The organism is Allobosea sp. LjRoot90, assembly GCF_964254315.1.
Classification (GTDB): Bacteria; Pseudomonadota; Alphaproteobacteria; order Rhizobiales; family Beijerinckiaceae; genus Allobosea.
This window is the reverse complement of record NZ_CAXUTF020000001.1, coordinates 1,313,488-1,325,725: the sequence shown is the minus strand read 5'-3', so window position 1 is coordinate 1,325,725 and position 12,238 is coordinate 1,313,488. Positions and strand designations below refer to the sequence as shown.

Here is a 12,238-nt window from a genome sequence, read left to right as displayed (position 1 = left end):
TGAACGACATGGCCAAGGTCGAGCCGGCACCTGCCCAGACAATCTCTGCCGAACCTGTCCCGGCGCTGCGCTTCGAGGCGCCACCGTCCACCAGCCTGTGGGCGCATGCACGTCATATCGTCTCCGAGAATCCGGTGACGGGGCTCGCCTTCGGGCTGTTTGCGCTGATCCTGCTGGCGGCGATCCTCGGCCCCTCGATCGTCCCCTATGACCCGCTCGCAAGCAACACCGACGCCGCCCTGCAGGCGCCGAGCCGGGCGCACTGGTTCGGCACGGACCAGCTCGGCCGCGACATCTTCAGCCGCGTGGTGGCTGCGACGCGGCTCGACTTCTCGATCGCGATCTTCTCGGTGGCGCTGGTCTTCCTGATGGGCGGGCTTGCCGGCGTCATGGCCGGGTTCTACGGCGGCTGGGTCGATAAGGTCGTCGGCCGCGTCGCCGACACGATCATGGCCTTTCCGCTTTTCGTGCTGGCGATGGGCATCGTGGCGGCGCTGGGCAACTCGGTCGGCAACATCGTGCTGGCGACCGCGATCATCAATTTCCCGCTCTATGCCCGCGTCGCGCGCGCCGAGGCGAATGTGCGCCGCGACTCCGGCTTCGTGCAGGCGGCGCGGCTTTCAGGCAATTCCGACTGGCGGCTGCTCCTCACCCAGATCGTGCCCAACATCATGCCGATCATGGCGGTGCAGATGTCGCTGACCATGGGCTACGCGATCCTGAATGCGGCAGGCCTCTCCTTCATCGGGCTTGGCGTGCGCCCACCGACCCCGGAATGGGGGATCATGGTGGCCGAGGGCGCAAGCTTCATCGTCTCCGGCGAGTGGTGGATCGCCTTCTTCCCCGGCCTCGCCCTGATGATCGCCGTGTTCTGCTTCAACCTGCTCGGCGACGGCGTGCGCGATCTCGTCGATCCCCAGCGGAGGAACTGACATGACGGCAGTACCTCTGCTCGAGATCAGGAACCTCACCGTCGAATTCGCCACCCGCCGCGGCACGGTGCAGGCGGTCAAGTCGATCGATATCAGCGTCGCCAAGGGCGAGACGGTCGCGATCGTCGGCGAGTCCGGTTCGGGCAAGTCGGTGACGTCCTATGCCGTGGTGCGCATCCTAGATCGCGCCGGCCGCGTCGCCGAAGGCTCGATCTCGTTCTCGGGCATCGATCTCGTCGCGGCCGACGAGGCCCAGATGCGCGATCTGCGCGGGCGCGAGATCTCGATGATCTTCCAGAACCCGCGTGCGGCGCTCAACCCGATCCGCAAGGTTGGCAAGCAGATCGAGGACGTGCTGCTGCAGCATGTCCAGGCGACGCGTGCGACTGCCAAAGACAAGGCAATCGAGGCGCTGAGCAAGGTCAAGATCGCGCGGCCAGAGGAGCGCTACGACGCCTATCCGTTCGAGCTGTCGGGCGGCATGTGCCAGCGCGTCGTGATCGCGCTTGCGCTGGCTTGCCAGCCGCAATTGCTGATCGCCGATGAGCCGACGACGGGCCTCGACGTCACCACGCAGAAGGCGGTGATGGACCTCATCGTCGAGCTGACCCGCGAGCGCGGCATGTCGACGATCCTGATCACGCATGATCTCGGCCTCGCCGCCGCCTATTGCGACAAGGTCGTCGTGATGGAAAAGGGCAAGGTCGTCGAGACTGCGCTGGCCAGTGAGATCTTCCGCAACCCGCGGCATCCCTACACCCGCAGGCTGATGCAGGCGACGCCGCGACTGGGCACGAGCCTCGCAGATTTGCTGCCCGATGCGCCGCAAACCGTGTCCGCCGAAGCGAGGACGGCCGTGGCTGAGCCGAAACCGGTGGCTAAAGCCGGCCCCCTGATGCAGGTCGAGAATCTGGTCAAGGAATATCCGCGGGCGGCAAGCGGCAGCATCTTCGCCAAACTGCTGGGCAAGGGCCCGACGGAGCGGCCGGCGCCATTCCGCGCCGTCGATGGCATCAGCTTCAGTATCGCCAGGGGCGAGACGCTGGGGCTCGTTGGCGAATCCGGCTGCGGCAAATCGACGACCTCGATGATGGTCACACGGCTGATCGACGTGAGCGGCGGCAAGATCATCTTCGACGGCACCGATATCGGTGCGATTCCCGCCAAGCAGTTCGCCGCGTCGCCGCATCGCCGGCGCATCCAGATGGTGTTCCAGGACCCGACCGACAGCCTCAATCCGCGCTTCACCGCCGAGCGCGCCATCGCCGACCCGATCATGCGGATGGGCGCAGTCAAGGGACGCGATGCCCTGCGGGCCCGCTGCGAGGACCTGGCGCGGCTCGTCGGCCTGCCGGTCGAGCTGATCGACCGCTTTCCTCACCAGCTTTCCGGCGGGCAGAAGGCGCGCGTCGGCATTGCGCGGGCGATCGCGCTCGACCCCGATCTGGTCATTCTCGACGAGCCCACGGCGGCGCTCGACGTTTCCGTCCAGGCGGTGGTGCTGAACCTGCTCGAAGAGCTCAAGGGACGGCTCGGCATGAGCTATCTCTTCGTCTCGCATGATCTCAACGTCGTGCGTCTGCTCTGCGACCGGGTGATCGTGATGAAGACGGGCTCGATTGTCGAAGAAGGCACGGCGGAGGAGGTGCTCGGCGATCCCAAGGCGGAGTATACGAGGGAATTGCTGACTGCGATTCCGCATCCGCCGTTATGAGCGAGTGCTGCCTCGACGGTCATTGGGGGATAGTCCTTGGAGATGCCTGCAGATGAAGATCAACGATCCTGTCGTGCTTGCCGAGGTGGAAGCGGCCTTCGCGGCCTATGAGGCCGCGCTGACCGGCAATGACGTCGCAACGCTGGATGCGATCTTCCGCAAGGCGCCCGAGACCTTGCGCTACGGCGTCGCCGAAAACCTCTACGGCCATGACGAGATCGCCGCCTTCCGCTCGGCGCGCTCGCCGGTCGGGCTCAAACGGATGCTGGAACGCACCGTCATCACAACTTATGGCGACACGACGGCGACCGCGAACACGATGTTCCGGCGCGACAGCATGGTCGGCAAGGTGGGTCGGCAGAGCCAAACCTGGGTCAAGTTTGCGGAAGGCTGGCGCGTCGTCAGCGCCCATGTCAGCATCATTCCCGAATGAGCGGCAGGCGGTCGCGCATTCTTCATGACGCCGTGACCAATATCGCTCTGCCTGCTATGCAGGCATCGGCGATTTCGCCCGCCTTCCGATCCTGATCATGCCTCCACGCCCCGCCACTCACTTGGCGATATCCAAACCCGCAGCGCCACCGCGAACGCGGACGGAAGCCCTTCGCCTGCAGATCGCTGACGAGATCGTATCGGGCGTGCTCGAACCGGGAACGCCCCTCGATGAGCAGGAGCTGGCGGCTCGGTTCGGTGTCTCGCGCACTCCGGTGCGCGAGGCGATCCGCCAGCTCTCGGCCTCGGGGCTCGTCAGCGTCCGGCCGCATCGCGGCGCGGTCGTGGCCCTGCCCACCCCGACACAGCTCGATGACATGTTCGAGGCGATGGCCGAGCTTGAGGCGCTCTGTGCGGGGCTTGCCGCCCGCAACATGACCGTGCCCGAACGGCGCGGCCTGGAGGGGCTGCATCAGGCGCTGCGCGCGCTAGTCCATGAAGGCGATCCCTTGCGCTATCATGAGACCAACGAGGCTTTTCACGCCGCGATCTATGCAGGCTCGCACAATGGCTACCTCGCCGAATTGACCCTGATGACGCGCGCCCGGGTCGCGCCGTTTCGCAGGGCGCAGTTCCGTGCGGCGGGGCGCCTGGGAGGCTCCTATCAGGAGCACGACCTGATCGTTCAGGCGATCCTGCGGGGCGATCAGTCCGGCGCTGCAGAGGCGATGCGCGCCCATATCGGCATCGTGCGCGATGCTTTCAGGAACTATGCGGGAGCGTCCTGAGGCTTGGCCTGAGCCGCGACGAAGGCCCGCCAGCCGCCGAATTCGGTCACGTCGCGTGCATCCTCGGTCGCGATCTGTTCGCAGAGGAAGCCCTTGACCCGCGTGCCGTCGGCCAGCGCGAGCGTGCCGATGCCCAGCGGCGAGGGGATTCCTGCGATGAAGCGGCCAAAGCCGTCGGCAGGCAGCGCCCAGACCTCGAGCGCGATGGCTGCCCCGCCCTCGCGGACGCGGATCAGGCCCGGCCGTGCGGGCGGGCCGCCGGGCAAGGCGAAGAGCCGGTAGTCCGCGGTCGTGGTGGTTGCTCGCAGGAACGTCGCGCCCAGCGCGATCAGCTCGCCGTTGAGCGGCATGCCCGACAGATGCGCTCCGACGACCGCAATCTCGATCGTACCCTGCGGAGCGGCAATTTGAAGATCCGCAAGCGGCGGCATCAATGCGTCCAGTGCCCCGAGCGTCAAGGCGGAGGCGTGGTGAAAGGCGCGGCCGAGAGTGGCCAGCGCTGCGTCACGGCCGGACGGCGCGATGAAGGTGACGCCCGCCGCCGTGTCATCCTTCGCCAAGCTCACCGGCACGGCGAGCGCGCACATGTCGAGCAGGTTGACGAAATTAGTGTAGCGGCCGAGCAGCGAATTCTTGCCGACCGGGTCGGCGGCCATCTCCGCGAGAGTCACCGGTCTCGGCGCCGTCGGCACCATCATCGCATCGATGCCCTTCAGCGCGGCCCTGGCGGCGAGCGCGAGCTCGGCCAGCCGGTATTGCGCCGCGAAGGTATCGGCCGCATCGGGCAATGGCTTGCCGGCGATGACCTGCCTGATGACGGGCAGGATCGCTCCGGGATCACGCATCAGCAGCTCGCGGATCGCAAGGAAGCGCTCGGCCACCCAGGGGCCGTCGTAAAGCAGACGGGCTGTCTCGTAGAATGGCGTCATATCGAGGGGGACGATCGTCGCGCCCAGCGCCTGCGCACGCTCGACCGCCAGCGCAAAGCTCGCGGCTGCAGCCGGATCGCTGTCGAAATCGAGATCGGCGGGTCGCGGGACGGCGATTCTCTGATGCGGCGGCGGCGCGCCGGTCCGCCCGAGCGTCACGGCCCGGGAGAACGGGTCGGCGGCATCGACACCCGAGATCACCTCCAGCACCGCCATCGCGTCGTCGACCGTCAGTGCAAACACCGAAACGCAGTCAAGCGTGCGGCACGCCGGCACGACGCCCGCCGTCGGAATCAGGCCGAGACTCGGCTTGAGCCCGACAAGGTTCTGCAGGCCGGCGGGCACGCGCCCGGAGCCGGCGGTGTCGGTGCCCAGCGCAACCGGAACGATGCCGGAAGCGACCGCGCTGGCGGAGCCGGAGCTGGAGCCGCCGGGCACCAGATCGGCCCGCAGCGCGTTGCGCGGCGTGCCATAGGGCGAGCGCGTGCCGTTCAGCCCGGTGGCGAACTGGTCGAGATTAGTCTTGCCGATCACGATGGCGCCGGCGGCCCTTAGGCGGGCGACCGCGGCGGCATCCTGAGCAGGTGCGTAGGCGAAGGCCGGGCAGGCCGCGGTGGTCGGCAGGCCGGCGACGTCGATATTGTCCTTGACGGCGACCGGCACGCCCCAGAGCGCGCGGCCGCGCTGCCCTTCCGCCTGCAGCCGCTTCGCCTCGGCGAGCGCCTCGGCCTCGGGCCTGAGCGCGATGAACATCGCCGGATCGTCCAGCGTGCGCAGCCGGGCATAGCTCGCGGCAACGGTCTCCGCGAGGCTGCGGCTCCCGTCGAGATGGGCGGAGAGGATATCGCTCAGGGTCTGCACGGGCAGGCTTTCCATTTCGATCGCGTGGGCTGTCTGGCTATTAATTGATCAGTTTTCGCATTGTTGCATGCAAAGATTATGCAATGCGCCTCCGTCTGGTGATCTCTCCGGAAAGGCCGGGGCTGTCTACCGCAGGTCCTGCGGGCGGCAATGATCTTCGGGATCGCGAGTTTCCTTTCCAGATCAGCATCGTGAAGCGGTCCGCCCGTCGCCGTTGCTCCTTCCGATGGCGGCCGCGCATTGCGTGTCGGCGCAGGCACGGCCCTTGCAAAGCCCGTTCCGTTCTCTTTGCGGAAGGAGCGCCTGATGCCAGCCGTCGAGATCGCCGCGAAGCCGACCGCTCTGTCTGTCGACTTCGCTCGCACGGCCCTGGTCATCATCGACATGCAGCGCGACTTCCTGGAGCCGGGCGGCTTCGGCGCGGCGCTGGGCAACGACGTCTCGTTGCTCGTCAAGGCAGTCGCGCCCTGCCGCCGAATCCTGGAGGGCGCGCGTGCCGCCGGCATGCTGGTGATTCATACCCGCGAGGGGCACAGGCCCGATCTCTCGGACGCGCCGCCGGCCAAGGTGCAGCGTGGGCCGGTGGAGAAGCGTATCGGTGCCGACGGGCCGATGGGACGCATCCTGATCCGCGGTGAAGCCGGGCACGATATCGTGCCGGAACTGGCGCCGCTGCCGGGCGAACCCGTGCTCGACAAACCGGGCAAGGGCGCCTTCTACCAGACCGATCTCGATCTGATGCTGCGCAACCGCGGCATCGAGACGCTGCTGGTCTGCGGCGTCACGACCGAGGTCTGCGTCCATACGACCGTGCGCGAGGCGAACGACCGAGGCTATCGCTGCCTCGTGCTGGGCGATGCCTGCGCCTCGTATTTCCCGGAGTTCCACGAGGTGGGCCTGCGCATGATCGCAGCCCAGGGCGGCATCTTCGGCTGGGTCTCGACGACCGGCGAGGTGCTGGCGGCGCTCGCCCGGACGGAAAAGGCGGCGTGAACCGCTGAAACAGGACAGGAGGGTGCGATGGCGGCGACGACTGCGACGACAGGCTCTTCACCGAAGCTCTGGACGCCGGGCGATTGGAACGCCCTGTTCGGCTTCGGCACCAATATCCTCGTCAACCTGCTGGTGCTGACCGGGCTGCTGCAATTCGTCCTGAAGATGCCGTCGGAGATCGTGTTCGGGCGCATCCTGCCGGCGCTCGGGCTGATGATGCTGCTCTCGACCGGTTACTACGCCTATCTCGCCTGGCAGCTGGCTAAGAAGACGGGGCGCGACGATGTCTGCGCACTGCCCTCGGGCATCAGCGTGCCGCATATGTTCGTCGTCACCTTCGTGATCATGCTGCCGATCGCGACGATGACGGGCGATCCGGTCAAGGGTTGGGAGGCGGGTCTCGTCTGGGTCTTCTTCCAGAGCTTCATCCTGATGATCGGCGGCTTCATCGCGCCCTATATCCGCAGGATCACGCCGCGGGCGGCGCTGCTCGGCACGCTGGCCGGCGTCTCGATCGCCTTCATCTCGATGCGCCCGGCGCTGGAGATATTCCTGACGCCCGCGATCGGACTGGTATGTCTCGCGATCATCCTGGTGAGCTGGTTCGGCGGCCTGCGCTATCCGCGCGGCATTCCGGCGGGGCTGGTCGCGATCGCCTTCGGCATGATCATCGCCTGGGGCAGCGCCGCGCTGGGGCTCGATGTCGGCGGCCTGAGCCTGACCAAGCTCGGCGCGGCCTTCGGCAATTTCGGCTTCTCGCTGCCCGTGCCGGCCTTCGACCACGTCTTCTCGGGCTTCCAGTTCCTTGGCATCATCCTGGTGACGGCGATCCCCTTCGGCATCTACGACCTCGTCGAGGCGATGGACAATGTCGAGAGCGCGGAGGCCGCCGGCGACCACTATCCGACGACACGGGTGCTGACGGCCGACGGCGTCGTCTCGCTGATCGGCTGCCTGATGGGCAACCCCTTCATCAACGCGGTCTATATCGGCCATCCCGGCTGGAAGGCGATGGGTGGGCGCATCGGCTATTCGGCCGCGACTGGGCTCATGGTGATCGTGCTGTGCTGGTTCGGCATCGTCGCACTGCTGCTGGCGCTGATCCCGATCGTCGCGATCTCGCCGATCCTGCTCTATATCGGCATGCTGATCGGAGCCCAGGCCTTCCAGACGACGCCGGCGAGCCATGCCCCGGCTATTGTGCTCGCGGTGACGCCGCATCTGGCCGCCTGGGCGAAGGTGCAGATCGACGGCGCGCTCGGCGCAGCCGGCACCAGCGCGGCGGCGGTCGGCATCGACAAAATGGCCAATATGGGCGTGCTCTATCACGGGCTCGAGTTGATGGGCGGCGGCGCCATCCTCTCCGGCCTCGTCCTCGGCGCGATCGCGGTCTTCGTGATCGAGAAGCAGTTCCTGAACGCGGCCGGCTTCGCCGCCGCCGGCGCGGTGCTGACCTATTTCGGCCTGATGCATGGCGAGGCCATCGGCATCGGCAAGGGGCTGGGCGTCACGCCCTCGATCAGCCTGGCTTATGCGATGGTCGCCGGCCTCCTGTATTTCTGCGCGCGTTCGCTGGCCAGCGCGAGCGAGCCCAAGACGATGACCACCGAGCCGCGTGGCAAGCTGGAGCCCGCCGAATGAGCGACGCCAAGCCCGCCTTCGACGCGGCGCGCCATTGCGATGCGATGGCGCCCACGCTCGGTCTGACGGTCACCGAGGATCAGCGCCCGGCGGTGCTGCAATTCCTGGCGATCGCCGAGACCATGGCCGCCATCGTCTTCCTCGCTCCGCTCGACGAGGCGGCCTTCGAGCCAGCCGGCGTGTTCCGTGCGGGAAGTCCCGGCGGCGGAGGACCCGCGTGAGTTTCGACGCCTTCGCACCGGCCCACCGTATCGCCGCCGATATCCTAGAGGGCGCGATCAGCGCGAAGGAGGTCGTCGGCGGCTTTCTCCAGCGCATCCACGAGATCAACCCGGCTATCAACGCCTTCACCGACGTCACCACCGAGCGCGCGCTCGCGCAGGCTTCAGCCATCGACGCCCGCCGCGCTGCGGGCAAGACACTCGGGCCGCTCGCTGGCGTGCCTTTCGCCGCCAAGAACCTGTTCGACATCACAGGCCTGCCGACCCGGGCCGGCTCGAAGATCAACCGCGCACGGTTGCCGTCCGAACGCGATGCGGTGCTGATCGAGCGCCTGACCCAGGCCGACGCGGTGCTGCTCGGCGGTCTCAACATGGGCGAGTATGCCTATGATTTCACCGGCGAGAACGTCCATGACGGTCCCTGCCGCAACCCGCACGACCTCGCCCGCATGGCGGGGGGCTCCTCGTCAGGCTCGGGCGCCGCGACGGCCGCGGGATTGGCGCCCATCTCGCTCGGCTCCGACACCAATGGCTCGATCCGTGTGCCGAGCTCGTTCTGCGGCGTCTTCGGATTGAAGCCAACCTATGGCCGGTTGCCGCGCACACGCAGCTTTCCATTCTGCGACTCGCTCGACCATCTCGGCCCCTTCGCCCGCGACGTGATCGACCTCGCGATGGCCTATGACCTGATGCAAGGCCACGACGCGCATGATCCGGCCTGCGCGGTCCGAGCAATCGAGCCAACGCTGCCCACGCTGAAGAACGGGGTCTCCGGCTTGCGCATCGCGATCGCCGGCGGCTATTTCGCGACGGATGCGATGCCGGAAGCGCAGGCCGCCGTCACCGCGGTCGCTCGGGCGCTCGGCGCAACCCGAGTGATCGATATCGCCGGAGCGGGCATCGCGCGTGCGGCCGCTTTCCTGATCACGAATGGCGAGAGTTCGGCCTTCCATCTCCAGCGGCTGCAGCAGCGCGCCGATGATTTCGACCCAGAGACGCGAGACCGCTTCCTCGCCGGCGCCATGCAGCCGACGGCCTGGTACCTTCAGGCGCAACGGGCGCGGCGCTGGTTCCATGACGAGATGATGCGGCTGTTCGAGACCGTCGACCTGATCATCGCGCCAGCGACCCCTTGCGCCGCGCCGGAACTCGGCCAGAAGACCATGGTGCTGCGGGGCGAGACCGTGCCGCTCAGGCCCAATATCGGATTGTTCACGCAGCCGATCTCCTGCGTCGGGCTGCCGGTGGCGGCCGTGCCGGTCTTCGGGGACGTATTGCCGATCGGCGTTCAGCTCATCGCCGCACCCTGGCGCGAGGATCTTTGCCTGCGCGCAGCCTATGCCGTCGCCCACGCCCAGGTCGCTTGCGCCAAACCTCCACGGCTGGACCATAACTGAATCGCCTGCCGGGGTGATCTGACGGCAAGCGGACTTTCGCAGCGTCCGCAATTCGGCAGCAGACGTTCTTCCTCGATGCTCTCGGTGGTTTCTGGCCCCGCAACCAAGTCTCCGAACGCCGATCCTCGGCATCCGGAACCGTCCTCTCAGGGGCGTTTTTTTTGTTTGTGTTGCCTACCGCGGCATCGACCATGTTCGTGATCTCGCCGACCAGCTCGATCTCGTAGCCGTGCTCGATCGGATGGATAACGACAGCCTCGATCAGCGTTCGAAGCATGCTCAGCGCTTCTATGTGTGTCACCCATGCGCTTCTGAGCCTTCAGCCATGGCCGCCACCGCGACGTCACAGCCGTCCTCAGTGAAACGTGCAGAACCACTCTCCCGCGCGCTGCCTACCGACCGGCACTTTTCGTCTCATCGACGGCTGCTTGAAACCCGGCCCTGATGCCCACTGGAAAGGAACTGTATGAAAGCCGGCGGGATCTCAATGAAGCCGACAGCTTCCTGGCGGATATCGAAGTCCGCAATAGCCTCGGTCAGCATCTCGAATTCCCGCTCACCGTCAGAGCCCCTCGAGGATGAGATTAGCTGTGCAGCTCGCAGTACAGCAGCCTTCCGCTGTTCATAAGACGAGATCACCACGGCGTCGGCGTTGGGCATGACACCACCTCATCGCTACGCAACTCACACCCGCTACGCTAGCGCCCCAACCGCTGGAATACGAGTCGCTGATACAAGATTGCTCGATATCCGGCCTCAGACGCCTAAAATGGAGTTAGCTGACGGCCCGCGTTTGGAGACATGCGCCGTCTGCGCGGCGCAGGAGCGGAACCTGGAGTATTGCCCGCAAGCTGACGTTGGTGGGGCAGCCCTCAGCTTTAATCGGATATCCATTTGCTCCGGGGCTGGTTGAGAGGTTCAGCACGCCATCCTGCCAGTGCACGGCGACAGGTTTGGGAGAGCCCGTAAACGCCGCGCTCGGCGCGTTCGAACCAGCCACAGGGCCGAAGGAAGCTTGAGATGCTGCTTCCTCCTCCGGCCCGTATCGGCCTGTCAGAAAATCGAACCCGTCGGCAGGCCTAGCGCCATTGCACCCGCATAGCGCGCCTGGGGGCCGGCTTGGAGCGGGTGAAAACGTGCGCCTTGGATGTCACGGAAGCGCCGCTCCAATCCCGTCGCCCGGTAGAACGACGCGCCGCCTGCCAGCTCCATCGCCAGATCGACGGCTGCAATTGCGTGACGGGCAACCAGAGTACGCCCGATCATGACCTCGTTGACCGTCTCGGTGCACGGCGCGTTACGCGCCACGGTATCTAGCATCCAACGGTGTGCGAGCTGCGCGGCCCGCAATTCGGTGTCCATGCGTCCGGCCAGCGATGGGTCGGATGCCTGTTTCTTCTTCGCGATCTCGATGGCGATGTCGCGGGCGCTCTCGGCAACTCCGAGATAGACAGCATAGATCAGCGGAAAAGCGATGGTCGCAATTGTCTCGAAAACAGGGTGCCACTCGCCGGCCTTGCGCGAAAACGCGACATTCGCGGCAGGGATAAAGAGATTCTCGATCACGACGTCGTTCGACGCGGTGCCACGCATGCCCAGCGTATGCCAGGTGTCCTCGATGCGGACCGCCGAGGACTTCATCGGCGCACCGAAATGAATGACCGACCGGTTCCCGTCTTCTCCTTCATGGATCGCTCCGGTCATCAGGATATCTCCGGCTTCGGCGCCGGAGGAGAACACCTTCCGCGCGGTGATACGATAGCCGTCGCCGTCCTTCTCGGCTTTTCCCGACCCGCCGATCCAGTCCGAGCCGCCGGACGACAACAAAATGATTCTCTCCGCAGCGATCCGTTTCAGCAGGGGTTCCACAGCCACGACCTTCTGGTGTCGCCAACGCCAAGCGGGGATGGCGACCTGATGGGTGTGCATGGAAAAAGCCAGTGCCGTGGAACCGCATGCCCTTGCTAGCACGCGCAGCATCTCGGCGAGCTCGGATATTTCGGCGCCGCCGCCGCCGAGTTCCCGCGGGACGCCTGCCTCGACGAGGCCCGCCTCCTTCAGCAAGGAATAGTTCTCGCTGACGAAACGGTCATTCTGGTCGATTTCCGCGGCAGCCGCGGCGAGTTTCGGCGCAAGATGACGCGCCGTTTCCACGACGTTGGCGGGAGAGGCGGTGCCTCCGACGAATGACGGGGCCGAGGCTTTCGAAGCAGTGATCGTCGACATGGTGTCCTCCATTCCTGCGAAGCAGAAGGATCGCCGCTGAGGTTCCGAGCTTCTAGTTCAGTAACTGAACTGCCGTCGTTTTCCGTGTGACCCCGATCTGATAC

General features: G+C 66.2%; 11 protein-coding genes. 8 read left to right on the top strand and 3 right to left on the bottom strand.

Features of this window, described 5'->3' with window-relative positions:
• Nucleotides 1-8 precede the first annotated feature (8 nt).
• From ACSQ3M_RS06245 to ACSQ3M_RS06230, 4 genes are all read left to right on the top strand, one after another.
• On the top strand, nucleotides 9-932 hold the full coding sequence (locus ACSQ3M_RS06245) for an ABC transporter permease (protein WP_436149300.1): 924 nt from the start codon (nucleotides 9-11) through the stop codon (nucleotides 930-932).
• Nucleotide 933: 1 nt separating this feature from the next.
• Nucleotides 934-2,646 carry a dipeptide ABC transporter ATP-binding protein gene (locus ACSQ3M_RS06240; RefSeq protein ID WP_436149181.1) on the top strand — a complete coding sequence of 571 codons (1,713 nt, stop codon included), beginning with the start codon at nucleotides 934-936 and terminating at the stop codon, nucleotides 2,644-2,646.
• A gap of 52 nt (nucleotides 2,647-2,698) precedes the next feature.
• Nucleotides 2,699-3,079, top strand: coding sequence for an oxalurate catabolism protein HpxZ (gene hpxZ / locus ACSQ3M_RS06235; RefSeq protein ID WP_436149180.1), 381 nt, complete (start codon nucleotides 2,699-2,701; stop codon nucleotides 3,077-3,079).
• A 97-nt stretch (nucleotides 3,080-3,176) separates the two neighbouring features.
• The gene (locus ACSQ3M_RS06230) at nucleotides 3,177-3,866 is read left to right on the top strand and encodes a GntR family transcriptional regulator (protein ID WP_436149179.1); all 690 of its coding nucleotides are present in this window, start codon (nucleotides 3,177-3,179) and stop codon (nucleotides 3,864-3,866) included.
• Here the strand turns inward: ACSQ3M_RS06230 and atzF are convergent.
• Nucleotides 3,848-5,656, bottom strand: a complete 1,809-nt coding sequence (gene atzF, locus ACSQ3M_RS06225; protein ID WP_436149178.1) for an allophanate hydrolase — start codon at nucleotides 5,654-5,656, stop codon at nucleotides 3,848-3,850. The genes ACSQ3M_RS06230 and atzF overlap by 19 nt on opposite strands.
• 306 nt (nucleotides 5,657-5,962) lie before the next feature.
• Here atzF and ACSQ3M_RS06220 point away from each other — a divergent pair, with 306 nt between their 5' ends.
• The 4 genes from ACSQ3M_RS06220 to ACSQ3M_RS06205 are packed head-to-tail and all read left to right on the top strand — an operon-like array spanning nucleotide 5,963 to nucleotide 9,908.
• A complete protein-coding gene (locus tag ACSQ3M_RS06220) occupies nucleotides 5,963-6,649 on the top strand; it encodes a cysteine hydrolase family protein (RefSeq protein WP_436149177.1) in 687 nt (228 codons plus the stop codon).
• Between the two features lie 27 nt (nucleotides 6,650-6,676).
• Complete coding sequence (locus tag ACSQ3M_RS06215; protein WP_436149176.1) at nucleotides 6,677-8,290, top strand: regulator; 1,614 nt, start codon at nucleotides 6,677-6,679, stop codon at nucleotides 8,288-8,290.
• Nucleotides 8,287-8,511, top strand: a complete 225-nt coding sequence (locus ACSQ3M_RS06210) for a DUF4089 domain-containing protein (protein ID WP_436149175.1) — start codon at nucleotides 8,287-8,289, stop codon at nucleotides 8,509-8,511. Before ACSQ3M_RS06215 ends, ACSQ3M_RS06210 begins: the two co-directional genes overlap by 4 nt.
• Nucleotides 8,508-9,908 (top strand): AtzE family amidohydrolase, encoded by a 1,401-nt coding sequence (locus ACSQ3M_RS06205; protein WP_436149174.1) that lies wholly within the window; start codon nucleotides 8,508-8,510, stop codon nucleotides 9,906-9,908. Before ACSQ3M_RS06210 ends, ACSQ3M_RS06205 begins: the two co-directional genes overlap by 4 nt.
• 414 nt (nucleotides 9,909-10,322) lie before the next feature.
• On the opposite strand, the gene ACSQ3M_RS06200 is transcribed toward ACSQ3M_RS06205, so the two are convergent.
• Both ACSQ3M_RS06200 and ACSQ3M_RS06195 read right to left on the bottom strand, forming a co-directional pair.
• Nucleotides 10,323-10,568 (bottom strand): hypothetical protein, encoded by a 246-nt coding sequence (locus ACSQ3M_RS06200; protein WP_436149173.1) that lies wholly within the window; start codon nucleotides 10,566-10,568, stop codon nucleotides 10,323-10,325.
• A 393-nt stretch (nucleotides 10,569-10,961) separates the two neighbouring features.
• Nucleotides 10,962-12,134, bottom strand: coding sequence for an acyl-CoA dehydrogenase family protein (locus ACSQ3M_RS06195; protein WP_436149172.1), 1,173 nt, complete (start codon nucleotides 12,132-12,134; stop codon nucleotides 10,962-10,964).
• Between the last annotated feature and the right edge of the window lie 104 nt (nucleotides 12,135-12,238).